The organism is Nostoc sp. 'Peltigera membranacea cyanobiont' 210A (genome assembly GCF_002246015.1).
In the GTDB taxonomy this organism is placed as follows: Bacteria; Cyanobacteriota; Cyanobacteriia; order Cyanobacteriales; family Nostocaceae; genus Nostoc.
Map to the genome: position 1 here is coordinate 116,012 of NZ_NOLJ01000008.1, position 15,921 is coordinate 131,932.

Here is a 15,921-nt window from a genome sequence, read left to right on the forward strand (position 1 = left end):
AACTAATAGAGCAATTATAGTGTCTAATTTTACAGCTATTTATGATGCATGTGTCTTATATCCAGCACCATTGAGAGATTTTCTTATGCGGCTTGCAGTCACTGACCTATTTAGGGCACGGTGGACGGATGCAATTCACTCAGAATGGATTAGAAACCTTTTAAAGAATCGTCCTGATCTCACGCTTGAGAAGCTTACCAGAACTAAAAATCTGATGAATAGCCATGTCCGAGATTGTCTCGTTACAGGTTATGAGGCACTGATCGCAGGTTTACAACTTCCAGATCCAGATGATCGCCATGTCCTCGCCGCAGCGATTCGTTGTAATGCAAGTATTATAGTCACTTTTGACCTTAAAGATTTTCCTGCTCAAGCTCTTTCACTATATGGTATTGAGTCCCAGCATCCAGATGACTTCATTGTGCATCTGATTGACCTTAACCCAACAGAAATTTGCAAAGTGGTAAAGAGGCATAGAAGTAGTCTTAAGAATCCCCCTCAAACATCTGAAGAATACTTAGAATCGCTTTTAAGGCAGGGACTACCACAATCAGTTACTGCTCTACAAGATTTTTGCTATGACATTTAATAGAAATCTACTGAGATTATGAGAAATAAAGTATTTTAAAATACTATTGTTATTTTACTCTTTTAAAAGAGCGTAATTAGCCCCAGACGGCCAAAATTCGTGTGAAGCAGTGGCTAGATGAACCTCTTTTAAAATATTGCCAAAATATCTATAAGTATTTCTCTCAAACCCTTGTAAAAACTTGATTGCAAATTTTCGGACAGGTCTATTTATCTTTCCTTTTTGAATGCTTGATCTGCCGCCCTACCGATCGCCTTGGCAGAAGTGAAGCACGAGTTCAAAAACGCCGCCCAAAAGCTTACCCCTTAATGACAAAACCCCAGCATGAATTACGCAAGAAATTGTAAACTGTTTAACTATAAGTGTTTGAGCTTTTCTTAGTGCCATTCAGTGCGAAAACTTACTTGCCTGTAACCGAATGTTGTACCAGCCAGCAATGTAAGCCCACCATTAACAGCGCCAATGGCAGCATCAACATTGGGATGATTTCTAAACTTGTCCAACTTGCAACCCAGCCTGCTCCAGTGGGTACGATCGCTGCCCCCAAACTGGCGGCACTAGTGGCAATGCTAACAGCCGCAGGAACATGAGGGTCTGGCAATCGTTGAGGGATTAACCAAATGGTTGCAGGAAAAATGGCTGCCAACCCAAAGCCAATTAACGGTAAGCTAATCAATTGATCTGGCAGTTGCCACCAAGCAAGCAATCCAATGATTACAAGACTGAGCGACATACTGATTGTGCGGACTGCTCCAAGCCGTTGCAAGAAATAACCTAAGATGAAACGTCCCAATGTTAATCCCACCCAGTAGGCACTAACGCTGTAACCAGCAATCAGCGTGGGAGTGTGACGAGCGACAGATTGCACAGTGTATGCCCAGTTGCCGATACAGGCTTCAGTGCCAACATAAACCAGCAAAAGTAATCCAGTTAGCAATACTATCGGAGTTTGCAGCGCTCTGCCCAGATTTTCTAACGCAGTTGTCTTTGATGGCAATACCCGTACTGTCATTGGCGTGTAGTTGAAGATGATTACGCCCAGCACGCTCACAATGAATAGGCTGACAATCCCGGCTAATACCCCATAAACTTGTCGCCAGTTCATCCCAACTGCTAACAAAGTAGTAGCGATCGCGGGGCCTGAAAGAGCGCCAATACCATAGAAAGCATGGAGCAAACCAATCAAACTGGCACTGCGGGAATCTTGCACAATGTAGGTGTTAATGCCTGCATCAATCAACCCAATGCCCAATCCCAACGCCGATCCAGCCGCAACCATGAGATACCAGGAAGGTGAGATGGCATAGATTGTCAGTGCCATCGTCAGCGCACCCGCAGCAATCAACAGCATTCGCGCTAATCCCAGCCGACTACTCACCAGACTGCTGGTGAATGCTGCTAGAATGTAGCCGCTAATTTGACTGAGAAACAGCAGGGTGACGGTTGCTGGAGTCAGGTTATAGGTAGAGAGAATGGAGGGCAGAAGAACTCCTAATCCTGCTTCAGCGATGCCAATGGCAATAAAGGCATAGAAAGCGATCGCCGAACCTATCCACTGAGGCGGTAAGGTGCGTTGATAGTCTGTCATTGGCTGGAATGCTCCTGGATCGGACAATTTAACTGCTGAGATTTACTCAATTAATCAAGAAATTTATGGTTGTGCAAAGTATGAATAGTTAAAAATATTTTTATAACTACCAAATGGCATTATTAGTAATTATCTCAAAATCTCATCACCATGTTGCTAAAAAGTCTACAAGGATTTATCTCAAATCCTTGTAAAAACTAGATTGCAAATTTTCCGAAAAGTTTATTTATCCTTAATCTTTGAATACTTGAGCTGCTAGGAACGCTAATGTTGCTGTACCAGCGATCGCACCCCACTGAAGAAGCGGATTTTTATCTAGCCAGTCGGAAATGCTAGGTATAACTAAGTTACTAAAATCACCCTTAACTCTGTCGTCTTCAGGAACAGATTGGTAAAAATTATTTGGTGCATCTTCAGACTTCGCCTCAGAAGAACGTAGTAAATCGAAGCCGACGAGCAGTAACAGTGAATCTACTAATGATGGTGAGATGCGCTGTACCACATCTAATATTTTAGCTACATCCCCAACCAAGAAGTCACGAGTTGGATGTTCGGCTACGTAGAGGATAGCATCAGCTACAAGTTTGGGGTCGTAGTAAGGTGGTATCCCGGAAGGCTTTACGCCTAATTTCGTCAGACCATTATTCCAAAAGGGGGTATTAATCACCGCTGGTTTCACACTCGTGACGCTGATCGGCCATTTTTCATGTTGCAACTCAAGGCGCATGGCTTCGATAAAGCCCTCAACCCCGTGCTTGGCTGCCGAGTAAGCACTTTGGTAGGGGAGCGATCGCCTACCTTCCATTGAAGAGACATGGATCAGTGCCCCCCGTCCCTCACGCTTCAGATGGGGTAGGGCTGCCATTGCACCATACACTTGTCCCATGAGATCGACATCAATGACATGCTTAAACTCTTCTGGTGTTGTGTTGTCGAAAGTGGCAAAGATGCCGATAGCAGAGACATGTACCCATGTATCGAGTCGCCCGTACACTTCCACAGTTTTATCTGCGATCGCTTTAACTTGCTCAAATACTTCCACATCAGCTACGTAAAAAGTTGCCTCACCGCCAAAGCCGCGAATCTCCTCCACTAAAGACTTTAGCTTCGATTCACTCCGAGCCGAGACTACGACTTTTGCGCCGCGTCTAGCAAACTCAAGAGCTGTGACACGTCCGATACCGCTGGAAGCTCCAACGACAGAAACGACTTGCTGATTGATTGGCTTTAATTGCATAAGTGTTACTTTTTAAAATAAATTAGGGATTGGGAATTGGCTTCGACGGCGTTAGAGACTTAGCTTCAGTAGATAATTCAGTCCTTTTGTTAGTATTAGTTGTTATTAAAAATATTTCTTAATAACTCTCCTAATACATATATATATGTTAATTATTATTACGGTTGCATTTCTCTGTCTATTGGGGAATCTGAAAGCGCCACAGGAAGTAGATGTAAGCATTTTCTAGACTTTTAAGACTTTCGACTAATAAACATCAGGAACTTAGTCAACAAATCTCACAAAATCTCATCTGTCGCCTTTTACTTACTTTCAGAGGATGTTTGAAAAGTCTGTAGTAGTGTATCAAATATTTGTTTACCCCACCCTAACCCTCCCCGTATGTATTGGGGAGGGAACTGGATTTTCCGGTTTCCCCCCTTGGAAAGGGGGGAATAAGGGGGGTAATTCGACTTGTGTGTACGCCGTAGCCTTTACAAGAGGGGTGAAAATGTCATTCAAACCACAGCCAAACACTTTTCAAACAACCTCTCAGACTCAACTTTCAAATGACACAATCTCCTAATGCTATTTACTTTTTTTACAAATAGCTTTTTAGTCTGATTCACTCCTCAAGACAGATGCGAAAGCAGATTTAATTTAACCTCCCGCTTCCTTGAGTTTCTAGGGCGATGGGTTGCACCCAAATCAATGCTACAGTGTGTGGCAATGCTGCAACTTTATCTGATTAAATCTGTTTAAGGGAGCCATTGTAATCCCTTATTCTGTAATTTCTGCTCGATATGCTGCATTTCCTGGATAGTTTCTCCACTCACGATCGCATAAATTTCGGTGTAAATTTTTCCGTATTTGACCCTCTCTAAAGCCGACAGAACGATTAAGTCTTTGCGATCTAGTTCTGGTTTTAAGGTGACTAAAATTGAATCTAATGTTCCTTCCATGCGGTAGCTACTAGAATATTGAGCAACTTCCTTTCCCAGTCCCAGTAGGGTGTGACGCTGCAAGCACAACGGAGTCGATCCATTAACTCGGAAATTGGCATCGATCGCATAAAATTGTCCGTCCCGATCTTCCAGCACATCGAACCCAATCACGCCGAAATAACCCTGTTTGTGAGCATACTGACCAATGGCGGCAATCATCTCAAAGAACTTGCTCATGTCAGTGTTGCGGTAGTCAATCAGTCCCCCTAAATAGTTACCTTCTGGAGTGACGAGTTGGCTGGTAGTGCCGATGAGGGTTATCTCTCCAGTTTTGTTGACATAGAACTGTACGCAGTAATTCTGTACCTCATTTTTGACGAACTCCGAGACAATAATCCTATCGAGCAACTTAATATCTAGGTATTTCTTAATTTCTTCGAGACAGTAGTTCAGATCGCTGAGGCTTTTGATGATATAAGTGCCTTCCCCTGAGAGTCCGTGGGACGTTTTAATTAAGTAGGGAAATTGTGGTAAATGAATGTCTTCTAGACTATAAGTGTGTAAATCGTAACTCTCGTATTTTGGACATTGTACCCCCAGTTCAGCTAGGGTTACTTTGCTGAGTAAACGGTAATGAGTGTCTGAATCAACAGCGTGTTTTTCTTTTTTGAGGCGATCGAAGGGAAATAGAGTGATGAGTTTGTCAAAGCGTTCGCTGTGGCTGAGATCGTCCAGATAAGTTAAGCGATCCATCATCAACCTATTGGAGTAGCTGAAGCCAAAATGCTCTTGCCAGTATGCAAGCAGCGACTTTGGCGGCGGATTAATCATAATTCCTGGAATGCGATCGCCTAACACAGCTAAAATTTTCCAAGGTTCCTTTTGGCAAATCTTGTCAAAGGAGGTTTTGGTGGCTTCACTACTGCCATCTTGAATAAAATATTTTTCCAGGTTGGGATAAGCAGCCCAACTGGCAGTTGCAGGGTAATTTAGAATAAACCCATAAGATCCATCTGTGATGTCTTGAGCAAATAGATCGGAAAGAGAACTCCCTTGAAAGTATTGAAAGTTATATTTTGAGTTCATTTAGCCCTCCGATAAACCGCATACTCAAACAATTGGACAGATACATCTTCTGTCTGCACTCCTGCCAGCAGCACCCTGTCTTGCTCAGAGACAATTTCTTTAGTAAGTGCAGCTAAGGCTTGGGCAAGTTTCGGCGAAATGAATCTATCTTTTGGTTGATTTTGCTTGTAAAGCAGTTGTAATTGTTTGATTTGACTAGATTTTATACCCTGAAGATTGCCATATTTTTCTTGCATAAAGCTAATATTTTGATAATTTACTTATTATTTATATAGCTTAATATTTTACTCTTTTAAATTTTAATTAACTCTATCAAACGAAATAATTAAATTAGTTTATTTACTGACTTTTCACGGGAAGTCCTCAAGCCCCGAAAAAGTGTGACTTTTTCCACAAGCTAATTCTCAATAGCTTAGAGTTAATGAAAATAGCTCACGGCAAAATCAGGGATTGGGAAAATTTCAAAATGACCTTTTCTACATACCGTGAAAAGTCAGATTGTAGGTTATGACTCACCGCTAAATGAGATGATTTTGGATTTGAGATTTTGCGCCAAGTCTGTAGCAAAATCCTGAAGGGTGCGCCGATTTCCAGCGATCGCGCGGCGTTAGCAAAGATGCACCAGATTCAGAATTAGGTGCTAGGAACAGATAAGCTTGGCTTAACGCGTTTCACGAAGGTTAGCGGCATTACTCCCAACCATTTCTCTCGAATTATACCTTCCTCTAACAATACAGCAGTTGGAAAAGCATTGGTTAAGCGTGCCACGACAGTAGGACTCATTGCCACTACCGGAAAGTTGATATTATTAGATTGAACAAATTCTTCAACTTGTTCTGATGTTTGGGGAACTCCCGCTACTACATCAGGTAAATCAGTTCTTTGGTGAACCACTTTCAGCACTTTAAGCCAGTTTTTGCACGTTGGACAACCAGGCATTAAAAATACAACCAGTTTTTCTCCTGTTGTTAAGCTTTCGGAATATTCTTTTAGCCATTGGGGTTGCCAAGGACGATTAATTTTAAGCGGATCTAAGTCTAGTATAGGTTTTTTCTTCTTCCATAAATACACGTATGAAACAGCAGTTAATAGACAACTTGTTGTTAAAGAAATCAATAATGCTGTCACTTGTTGTGAAACAGTTAAAATATCGGCAACCGGATAAAACCAAGCCAACCCCATCAAAGTAATGTAGAGAGCATTGAGGAGTAAGCTTTGTTTGGGACTGATATCAATTAGACCGTTATAACAACCACAATCATCTGTGCGTTTGGTCGAAGTACTCCAGTAAGTTAAACTTGATAGGAGCAATAGTAAAACAATTGTACCGATAAATAGCCACTGGGGAAACAGCCGCAAAATCAGGGATATTCCCAGGACGCACTCTATAATTGTAAAAGCGATCGCTGCACCTATATTCACTTTTTGCGGAAATAACTGCAATTGACTGATGTGGATAAGAAACCTTGTTGGTGCAAGTGCTTTGACAACACCAGTCACGAGAAATACACTGCCAACCACCAAAGAACTTATCAGAGAAATTGAATACATAATGCTTGCGATCGCCATTTAATCGTAATAGTCAATAGCTATATATCCCATCTAAGTTTCAGCTACCGACAGAACCATTTCCAGACAAAACTGGTATATTATCTAGTATGTATGACAGGGGTTCATCTCCTTTTGCTTGTGTTGAATTCTCTAAACATTGTTGATTTTGTGGCGAACTTAAAACAGGAATATCTTGAACTCCTACATTTACTAAAGCAAGTACAGATTGAACATTAGCTTTAGCAGGTAAACCTACACATGGTTTGGCAATTAAGTCTAACGTAAAACCTCCTACTACTGCCATTAATTCTGCATCACTCAATTCTTCAAACAAGCTAGTTTCTAAGTCAGCAATTTTGTTTTTTGTCATAAGTTTTTTGTTCATTAATTGAAGTTGCATTGATTTGAGCATGTTGTAACGCTTAATTTGCTTCAGATCAAATGTATTAGTTTTTAAACAAAATCCCTTAACCTTTCAAAAATTTATCCAACATGCTTGCGATCGCCATTTAATCGTAATAGTCAATAGAGCGCAAATTGTTAAGCATTTACACAAGTATTCCCGAAAGCTGGGTTAAGTAGACCAATCACATTGATACTATTACCACAAACGTTAACGGGTACATGAACAGGTACTTGAATAACATTCCCCGAAAGAACTCCAGGACTACCAACAGCAGCACCAGCATTAACATCAATTCCGCCAATTACAGTCAATAAATCAGCATCATCTAGTTCTTCAAACAATTCTAGGTCTTCAAACGATTCCCTATCTTCTTGAGTGACTGTAGGTGCTTGTTTCTTTGTTGAAAATATTTTTAACATAATGGTTGTACTCTTTTTAGTTGTTTTCAAAGTAATTGAGTGTGCTATGACTCTCTTGCATGAATTATCAAAAAACAGACAATTCCTATTTGATAAGGCATAAGCCGTTTACTTTTAAATTTATTGTGCCTGAGAGCCACTTGAAAACTAACAGGTTATTTGACAGCTTGTCAACAGTTTTTACTCAAGATCCTACTTTTCCTACTTTTCCCACTTTTCTTGCTTAGAGATGGCAAACTAACAGTTAAAAGACTTCTATAGCAGTTAGAAATGAGTTGACACTCAAAAGTCGATACCCTATTAGTATTTTCAGATTAATTTTAGGTATAACTTACAACCTTAGAATAAAGCTGTTTCGGAGATGAAAGTCAGCCTCCGCGCCTTGATGAGTTAACGCCCAGTAAGTCACCTCACCATCTCTGTGTTTGATAACGGTAGTAATTGCAACTTCAATTTCTTGTTCTGCCGAGATAATTTTATCCAAATCGACATCCAACACAAGTGCTAAACCATCAGCTTGATTCTGCACACTAAACGGTAGCTTTTCAAAAGCTGTTTCCTCTTGCATCCCTTGACGATACTCATCAAAGCCATAGACATTCCAGTGTCCGACAGGAGAGAGGTTGAATTCCCAATACCGTTGAGAATCTTTGATGCCAAGAAAGAACTCAAAACAAGTGTCTTCCCACAATTCGTACTTGCGTGATGGTGCATTTGATGGTGAGGCAATTGCAATTTCTTTTAAGTCACCTCCAAGGTTGTAGCAGATGGTAAGTTGATTAGCATTTCGAGAGAGATTGCCTGTAATTTTCAAATTAGGAAAGGACTCTGTAGAAGGGAAAGGTTGCAGGGAAAATGTCTGGTTGCTCATTTCATATCTTGGATAATTTTGCGAATCTGCGTTTCTTGAGATTCAATACTTTCAGTCAGCTTAAACTGGACGATCGCTCTTGCCAAGTTATGTTCTGGGTGCTTAACTTTAAAGTAGACATTCCCTGCTAAATAATCAGCAAAGAATCTTAGTCCTAGTTCAAAAGAAATTAGACGAATGGCATCATATATGTATGCATAATCATTTTCGGTCAGAAATGCCTTGGCCACAGCGAGATAACCCTGGAGGATTTCTTGACACAGATCGGTATCGAAATAAATACTTTCCCAATTCTCGGTTTCTTCACCAGCAGGATTACAACCCGATCGCAGGCAATCACCAATATCATAATGTACCAAACCGGGTTTCACAGTGTCCAGGTCGATGACGCTGACGGCTTGCTGGGTAACAATATCAAACATCACGTTGTTAATTTTTGGATCGCCGTGCATCAGACGTAGTGGTAAGATACCTTCAACTTTGGCATTTTCTAGGATATGTGCAAAGGTTTGGCGATCGCTAACAAACTGTAAACAATAATTAACTTCCGAAGATTGAGGCACACTAGTTTTCGCCAAAACTTCCTCGTAATGCTGGAGATAAAACGGTGTAATATGAAACCCTTCGAGAGTGTCAGCAAGTTTTTCTGCTGGCAAATCGCTGATCAAATTGTGGAACATCCCCAAGGCATAACCGATTTCTTTCGCGTATGAGCGATCGCGCATACTATCAAAAGACTGGGAGCCTTGAATAAAGCTGATTGCCCGCCAAAATGAGCCGTCTGCATCCTTCCAGTGGTCTTGAGCGTTTTTGGTCAACAATACGCGTGGCACTTCCCAGCGACGATTAAGGGGTGTATCCTGCAACCTTTTTTGAACGTGTTCAGTTAAGGTACGCATATTCTGCATAATCAGTTGTGGCTGACGAAACACCTGTGTGTTAATGCGTTGCAGGACAAAATGTTGTTCCTTTGAGGAATCTAGAGTTGCTAAAAAGGTATCATTGATATTACCACTGCCAAATGCTTTAACGCCTGTAACCTTCCCCAGTTGGGCGAATTGGTTAGCGATCGCCACCAGATTTTCTGCACCTTGTGTATTGAATTCTTTTATCATTTGTTTTACCTGTACTACTCCTCACGTACATTGCACGAAAGCAATAGGGGATATCGTAGCGCAAGTATCAAGATAATTTGTAATTCGTAATTCGTAATGACGCTCGCGGACTCGCTACCGCTACGCTAACGTAATTCGTAATTGATTAACGAGATGTCAATTATAAATCTTTAAAAGTACTAGAGCAATCCTGAATCCATTCGTGAAAAACAAGATTCCCGGCTTTTTTGAAAAGTCGGGAATCTGCGGGTTGCAATTCTCGTCAACCCCTTGCTAATTCAATAGTTAGGAAATCTCATCGCTATCAACCCACTCGTCATAAGATGAGTCATAATCAACGTAGTGAAGAAAGTATTGCTGTCCTTGGATTTGCTGAATCGTTGCGGAATACCAAGCCTCTTGGTCATCATCCCAACATTTTACTTTTTGACCTACTGCATATCCATTTTCATCAGTGGAGCGAAGATCGCGAGTCCGAATGTCATCTTCGCCCACCCACTCGTCATAAGATGAACCGTAACCAAGGTAATGAACAAAGAACTGGTCATCTTGGATTTTCTCAATAGTTCCTTGATACCAATCCTCGTCATCATTATCCCAGACTTCTACTGTTTTGCTGACTTCATACTGAGTCTTATCTGATTTATCTGATTTAGCAGCAGATGAGACATCTTGAATCGGCTTTTGCTCCTCTTGTTTAATGTCTTCTTTTACTAGAGCATAAGCTTGCACAATCAAACTGCGAACGACAGTTTGAATTCCTGTATGCTCGTAATAATTGGTAGTTTGATCTAGGAATGCTGCAACTAAATCTAAATTATCATCAGCAATCTGAATAAAATTACCCAAATGACTAGAAATTGATTGCGGGGTTATGCTTGTCTTGGATACTAAATTATTCATCCAGCCTTGCACAGAGTTGAAACCCTGACTGATAAAACCAACTTTATCAGACGGATTACTGCCTGGAAGAAAGTTATTAACAGCTAAAAAAACGGGATTTTGAGTTATTGCACTAGAATCAGTGCCACTAATAACTCCGTGAATTTTGCTGAGAAAATCAGGCCCCAAGGGCAGAATTCCATCTAGACAAACTAAAGCTACCATCCGCATTAGAGATGCATTTTGATAGTTGTTAGTCAGGGAATTAGCAAACTCTTGGGGATTAGGTTGAGGAATACCGTTTAGTTTGCAAAAGGCAATGATTTCGACGGCAATTTTCAATAATAAATCAATAGATTGAGTGACATCAGCTTTAGGAGTAATTTTACCTAAAAAAGAGAGAAAGCCGATTTTTTCACTAACTTTATTCGCTAAAGCCGCCGCTGCCATCGCTGTGTCTGCCTTATCAATTGTTTGATAAAGTTTGATGGCAAACTGGTAGCCTTTTTGAGGATCTTCGTATAAAGTAACAGCGCGATCGCGGATTTTCTGAATTACCTTAGCATCGGTTTCTCCAGTAATAGCGCGGATACTATTGTCAAACCCAGTTAAATTGCTCCATTCACCTGGTGCTACATAATCAAGAGCTTTTAAAACTTTGACAGTAATATTGTCAGTCGGTAACTCGTCAACCAACTGAATAATTGATTTATCCATCAACCGATCCTTAAAACTTCAGATATTGTTACAACACGGTTCAGAGCAGCCCACATCTAACGCTGGGCAATTACTAAACCCTATTTATAGAGTTCCCCAACCTGACCAAAAAATAACGATGTTAGTAACAGACGCTACACCTTAAGATATTGCATAGGCGATCGCATCCCAAACGCAAAGCTAAATCAACAGCTTGAGTCTGCGACGGATGCGTAGGCGCAGCCCGTCGTAGACATCGCTTCCCAGACAAAACCCAGATGGATTGGCAAGCCTAGACGCAGAGAGCAATTTTCAATCCAAAATGGTATTACTTCTACAAAACCACGCTTTGACGCACAGTGCGCTTGCGATCGCTTTTACGAGTACCTCCAGCCATCTGATACTCGTGGCTATTACTACCATATTTATAAGCGACACCACGCAAAATTTTTTCTGAATAGTCTGCTAAATCCTGTTCATTTTCGACGAGTTGGGTTAGTAAAACATCAATAGTGGAGAGCGTGGTATTGTATGCTTCTAGAGATTGCCGCACCCTTTCGATTTTTTCAGTATAATCTTTGACTGTTAACCCCTCTCCGACATCGAGAGTTTGACTAATAGATTTAACGCTTGCTAGACGTAGTTCAGCTTTGCCAAGAGTACGTGAATTGCGTTTTCGCCTTCCCATAATTAATACTCATTTTCTCAATTTCTCATAACTCTATAGTGGACAATTGTTGAAAAGATTGTCATACGTGGAATTGTTGATTTTTCTAAAAAAGCCTAAAATATATTTGCTTTATACCAATTTCTAATTACGAATCATGAATTACCAATTACGAATTGGTATAACATCAAAGCGGAAACTGCTACAGCTTGCGCGAAACACGGAAACGTAAAAGCAGAAGTTGCTGCCAGCAAAGCGGAAGTTGCTACAGCTTGCGCGAAACACGGAAACGTGAAAGCGGAAGTTACTGCAAGCAAAGCGGAAGTTGCTACAGCTTGCGCGAAACACGGAAACGTGAAAGCGGAAGTTGCTGCAAGCAAAGCGGAAGTTGCTACAGCTTGCGCGAAACACGGAAACGTGAAAGCGGAAGTTGCTGCAAGGAAAGCGGAAACTGCTACAAGATCAGTCGCTCCCTTCGACTTACTTCGACTACGCTCAGTACAAGTCGCTCAGGGAGCGTTTTTGTGTTGAAGTGTCGAAGCCATCACCACCGAAGCTAGCCAGCCTACTGTAATGAGTTTCATTTTGACATTCGGCTAACTTATGCAACAAATTTGTATCCCCTGAAATTAGAGCTTGCTTCTTTTTTCGACTCCAACCTTGCACCTGCTTCTCACGCTCAAAAGCATCTACTACGCACTGATAATACTCACAAAAAACTAGCTTCACAGGCAACCGTTTTGCCGTGTGGTTTGCGCCCTCACCTTGTTGATGTTGCCACAGCCGCCGCTCAATATCCGTTGTACTACCCGTGTAGTAACTACCATCAGCACATTTAAGAATGTACATATAAGGCATAAATTGATTTGCGCGATCGCTTTCTATTAGAAAAAGTGTTCCCTAAGTAAATTGTTCCCTTCCCTGCGGGACGCTACGCGAACGACTTCGCTCAGGGAACACTCCTTCTGAATTTTTATTAGGAGTCAACTTTAGATCAGCAAAGTCGCCTATTTTAAGAAATGCATTGTTTGACTTTTAGATGCGATCGCCCCGAAATCCCGAAAGTGCAATGGCTACGCCCGCCGCAGGCATTGCAGTAGCAGTAATTAATTTCCTTAATAAACGTTCCCTGAGCAAAACATTCCCTGAGTAAAACATTCCCTGAGCAAAACGTTCCCTGAGCAAAACGTTCCCTGAGCGAAGTCGTTCGCGTAGCGTCCCGCAGGGAAGGGAACATTCTAATTGCTCTTAGTACCAATGCCGTCGCAGAGGGTGCGATCGCTTACATTAGGATTTGCACTTTTTACTCAGCACTCTTTATCCTTTACCCCTTATCCTTTTCCCCACTTCTGCAAGAAGTCTACTGTGCAACCCAAAACAACGGTTAATTTATCAATTAAATGTATTTAATAGCTGAAAGCAGGTATTATAAGAATCTATAAGCAATCAAATCTTAATTCTTTCATCTGGGTTGGAAAAGCATTGAGTGCCAGTCAAGAGACTTGATGAACTCAGTATAACTATTGATTGTAACTAAAACCGCCATGAACCCTAGTTTTTTAACTGCCCATACTCCAACCACGATCGCTATTGTTGGCGGAGGTTTTAGTGGTTCTTTAGTCGCTACCCACCTATTGAAAACTGCCAGCCAACCCCTCACCATTAAGCTGATTGAGCGTAGCGATCAGATTGGCAAGGGAATCGCCTACAGTACAGATACCAACTGTCATTTGCTGAATGTATCGGCAGGCAACATGAGTGCATTTGCTCACGATTCAGGGCATTTGTTACGTTGGCTTCAGCACAACCGCGATGAGTTAACAGTATTTTTTTCAGAAGAAGTAAATGCCAGTACCTTCATACCTCGTAAGGTTTTTGGTTTATATATTCAATCGGTTTTAGCAGAAGCAGAAGCCACAGCACCCAGTGATGTGCGACTAGAACGCTTCACCGATGAAGTAGTAGGGGTACAGCCTGAAGAAAAAGGCGCAATGATTTCTCTACGTAGTGGTCGCTGTTTTGCCGCAGATAGAGTTGTGTTGGCATTGGGGAACTCACCTTCTGCACCCCCCGCCATTCAAAACCCAAACAGTAATGATGAAAGTTATCTGCGGAATGCTTGGTCAGCCGATGCTTTAGCAGACCTTGATGCTGATGCACCTGTGTTGCTAATTGGTACGGGACTGACGATGGTGGATATGGTTTTATCTCTGAGCGATCGCCAACATCGGGGTAAAATTTATGCTGTGTCCCGACGGGGATTATTTCCCCTCAAACATCAAGCGGCTCAACCTTATCCCTGCTTCTTAACGCCAGAAAATTCACCAAAAAGTGTGCGCTCCTGGTTACGTCGGCTACGTGCCGAGGTGGAAATTGCGGCTACCCAAGGCTACGACTGGCGAGCGGTAATTGATTCTCTGCGTCCCATGAATCAGAAAATCTGGCAAAAACTACCGACTGAAGAACAGCAACGTTTTTTGCGTCATCTGACACCTTATTGGGATGTGCATCGTCACCGCATTGCCCCAAAAGTGGCGGATGTTGTAACCCAAATGCTGGATTCTGCTCAACTCACCATCTCTGCCGGGCGGATTCGGGAATATCAAGCTTTGCCAGACGGTGTAGCTGTTACCGTGTACCAGCGCAAAAGCCAAAGTAATAATATCTTGCACGTTCGTCGAGTAGTTAATTGTACAGGGGTAGCAGCAGATTATCGCCGATCGCTTCATCCTCTGATTACTGATTTGCGATCGCAGAAATTAATTCGCCCCAATGCTATCGGTTTAGGATTAGATACAGATACCCACGGTGCTTTATATGCAGCAGACGGTAACGTTTCGACGCTGTTTTATACCTTGGGAACCCCGCGCAAAGGCGACTTGTGGGAAACTATTGCCGTTCCAGAATTACGGGGACAGGCGCAGGAATTATCTAAAGCGTTGTTGCAGTCGCTACCAGTGCGTGTGCGTCCTATTCCGACGATGCCTTTGTTAAGCGAGCGCAGTGCAGAGATACCGCAGTCAACTTTCCTATTCCGGCAATTTTTTGACCCTGCAACTAGTAGTTATACTTATTTAATTGGCGATAAGCAAACAGGAGATGCTGTTCTAGTCGATCCTGTATTAGAGCAAGTTGACCGCGATTTGGAATCTTTGAGTGAACTGGGATTAAAGCTACGCTACTGTCTAGAAACTCACCTTCATGCCGATCATATTACAGGGGCAGGCAAACTCAGGCAAAAAACAGGCTGTGAGGTGATCGTTCCCCAGAATACTGCTGTGACAAAAGCCGATCGCTCCCTTGTCGGTGGCGAAACCTTAGAGGTGGGATCGGTAATCATCGAAACAATTTTCACACCAGGACACAGCGCCAGTCATATAACATATTTGGTGAATAAAACCCATCTGTTAACTGGTGATGCCTTATTTATTCGTGGTTGTGGACGCACAGATTTTCAGGGAGGCGATCCTGGAACTTTATACGATGTGGTGACACAACGCTTATTCACCTTGCCAGATGAGACTTTGGTATATCCTGCCCATGACTATAAAGGACGCACAGTTTCCACCATTGGCGAAGAAAAGCGGCTTAATCCCAGATTTAGCGATTCCTACGGAGCGCTGCGCGAACGCAGCCGTAGTCAATTCATTACCATCATGAATAATCTCAAATTGAGTTATCCCCAGAAGATGAATGCAACCGTACCGGCGAATGAATACTGTGGTGATTTTATTCCTCAAGAAAGTTTAGACCAGGCTACGAATTCGGCAACAGATGAAGAACAAAAACAAATAGAACTCACAGTTATGACTAATACAGAAATCTACAATGATTACTTTGCTATGTATATCTAAGATGAATTCTAGTAATAAATTTACCTGAGTTGTTGGT

Annotated in this window: 14 protein-coding genes and 1 pseudogene; 2 read left to right on the plus strand and 13 right to left on the minus strand. The window is 41.9% G+C overall.

Features of this window, described 5'->3' with window-relative positions:
- The first annotated feature begins 19 nt into the window (after nt 1–19).
- Complete coding sequence (locus CDG76_RS25005; protein ID WP_190240972.1) at nt 20–589, plus strand: PIN domain-containing protein; 570 nt, start codon at nt 20–22, stop codon at nt 587–589.
- 400 nt (nt 590–989) lie between these two features.
- On the opposite strand, the gene CDG76_RS25010 is transcribed toward CDG76_RS25005, so the two are convergent.
- From CDG76_RS25010 to CDG76_RS37645, 13 genes and pseudogenes are all read right to left on the minus strand, one after another.
- Nucleotides 990–2,177: an MFS transporter gene (locus tag CDG76_RS25010; RefSeq protein ID WP_094351607.1), complete on the minus strand. Its 1,188-nt coding sequence runs from the start codon at nt 2,175–2,177 to the stop codon at nt 990–992.
- A gap of 232 nt (nt 2,178–2,409) precedes the next feature.
- Nucleotides 2,410–3,414 (minus strand): SDR family oxidoreductase, encoded by a 1,005-nt coding sequence (locus CDG76_RS25015; RefSeq protein WP_094351608.1) that lies wholly within the window; start codon nt 3,412–3,414, stop codon nt 2,410–2,412.
- Nucleotides 3,415–4,151: 737 nt separating this feature from the next.
- Nucleotides 4,152–5,423: an ATP-grasp domain-containing protein gene (locus CDG76_RS25020; RefSeq protein ID WP_094351609.1), complete on the minus strand. Its 1,272-nt coding sequence runs from the start codon at nt 5,421–5,423 to the stop codon at nt 4,152–4,154.
- Nucleotides 5,420–5,659 carry a hypothetical protein gene (locus CDG76_RS25025; protein ID WP_094351610.1) on the minus strand — a complete coding sequence of 80 codons (240 nt, stop codon included), beginning with the start codon at nt 5,657–5,659 and terminating at the stop codon, nt 5,420–5,422. The genes CDG76_RS25020 and CDG76_RS25025 overlap by 4 nt, the downstream gene beginning before the upstream one ends.
- A 397-nt stretch (nt 5,660–6,056) precedes the next feature.
- Nucleotides 6,057–6,974, minus strand: coding sequence for a peroxiredoxin family protein (locus CDG76_RS25030; protein ID WP_094351611.1), 918 nt, complete (start codon nt 6,972–6,974; stop codon nt 6,057–6,059).
- A gap of 58 nt (nt 6,975–7,032) precedes the next feature.
- Nucleotides 7,033–7,344, minus strand: a complete 312-nt coding sequence (locus CDG76_RS37640) for a rodlin (RefSeq protein WP_223265372.1) — start codon at nt 7,342–7,344, stop codon at nt 7,033–7,035.
- Nucleotides 7,345–7,514: 170 nt separating this feature from the next.
- Nucleotides 7,515–7,658, minus strand: a pseudogene (locus CDG76_RS25040) (chaplin); the annotation flags it as partial.
- Nucleotides 7,659–8,130: 472 nt separating this feature from the next.
- Nucleotides 8,131–8,670 carry a DOMON-like domain-containing protein gene (locus CDG76_RS25045; protein WP_094351612.1) on the minus strand — a complete coding sequence of 180 codons (540 nt, stop codon included), beginning with the start codon at nt 8,668–8,670 and terminating at the stop codon, nt 8,131–8,133.
- Nucleotides 8,667–9,785, minus strand: a complete 1,119-nt coding sequence (locus CDG76_RS25050; protein ID WP_094351613.1) for a phosphotransferase enzyme family protein — start codon at nt 9,783–9,785, stop codon at nt 8,667–8,669. Before CDG76_RS25050 ends, CDG76_RS25045 begins: the two co-directional genes overlap by 4 nt.
- 285 nt (nt 9,786–10,070) lie before the next feature.
- A complete protein-coding gene (locus tag CDG76_RS25055) occupies nt 10,071–11,384 on the minus strand; it encodes a Tudor-knot domain-containing protein (protein ID WP_094351614.1) in 1,314 nt (437 codons plus the stop codon).
- Nucleotides 11,385–11,697: 313 nt separating this feature from the next.
- Nucleotides 11,698–12,051 (minus strand): hypothetical protein, encoded by a 354-nt coding sequence (locus tag CDG76_RS25060; RefSeq protein ID WP_094351615.1) that lies wholly within the window; start codon nt 12,049–12,051, stop codon nt 11,698–11,700.
- Nucleotides 12,052–12,525: 474 nt separating this feature from the next.
- Nucleotides 12,526–12,888, minus strand: coding sequence for a GIY-YIG nuclease family protein (locus CDG76_RS25070; protein WP_094351616.1), 363 nt, complete (start codon nt 12,886–12,888; stop codon nt 12,526–12,528).
- A gap of 177 nt (nt 12,889–13,065) precedes the next feature.
- The gene (locus CDG76_RS37645) at nt 13,066–13,215 is read right to left on the minus strand and encodes a hypothetical protein (RefSeq protein WP_190240973.1); all 150 of its coding nucleotides are present in this window, start codon (nt 13,213–13,215) and stop codon (nt 13,066–13,068) included.
- 359 nt (nt 13,216–13,574) lie between these two features.
- Between CDG76_RS37645 and CDG76_RS25075 the strand changes: the two genes are divergently transcribed.
- The gene (locus tag CDG76_RS25075) at nt 13,575–15,884 is read left to right on the plus strand and encodes an FAD/NAD(P)-binding protein (RefSeq protein WP_094351617.1); all 2,310 of its coding nucleotides are present in this window, start codon (nt 13,575–13,577) and stop codon (nt 15,882–15,884) included.
- Nucleotides 15,885–15,921 lie beyond the last annotated feature (37 nt).

Coding starts and splice junctions, on each gene's coding strand:
- CDG76_RS25060 (WP_094351615.1), bottom strand. CDS start 12,051: ATGGGAAGGCGAAAACGCAATTCACGTACTCTTGGCAAAGCTGAACTA.
- CDG76_RS25030 (WP_094351611.1), bottom strand. CDS start 6,974: ATGTATTCAATTTCTCTGATAAGTTCTTTGGTGGTTGGCAGTGTATTT.
- CDG76_RS25025 (WP_094351610.1), bottom strand. CDS start 5,659: ATGCAAGAAAAATATGGCAATCTTCAGGGTATAAAATCTAGTCAAATC.
- CDG76_RS25050 (WP_094351613.1), bottom strand. CDS start 9,785: ATGATAAAAGAATTCAATACACAAGGTGCAGAAAATCTGGTGGCGATC.
- CDG76_RS25015 (WP_094351608.1), bottom strand. CDS start 3,414: ATGCAATTAAAGCCAATCAATCAGCAAGTCGTTTCTGTCGTTGGAGCT.
- CDG76_RS25070 (WP_094351616.1), bottom strand. CDS start 12,888: ATGCCTTATATGTACATTCTTAAATGTGCTGATGGTAGTTACTACACG.
- CDG76_RS37640 (WP_223265372.1), bottom strand. CDS start 7,344: ATGACAAAAAACAAAATTGCTGACTTAGAAACTAGCTTGTTTGAAGAA.
- CDG76_RS25045 (WP_094351612.1), bottom strand. CDS start 8,670: ATGAGCAACCAGACATTTTCCCTGCAACCTTTCCCTTCTACAGAGTCC.
- CDG76_RS25075 (WP_094351617.1), top strand. CDS start 13,575: ATGAACCCTAGTTTTTTAACTGCCCATACTCCAACCACGATCGCTATT.
- CDG76_RS25055 (WP_094351614.1), bottom strand. CDS start 11,384: ATGGATAAATCAATTATTCAGTTGGTTGACGAGTTACCGACTGACAAT.
- CDG76_RS25020 (WP_094351609.1), bottom strand. CDS start 5,423: ATGAACTCAAAATATAACTTTCAATACTTTCAAGGGAGTTCTCTTTCC.
- CDG76_RS25010 (WP_094351607.1), bottom strand. CDS start 2,177: ATGACAGACTATCAACGCACCTTACCGCCTCAGTGGATAGGTTCGGCG.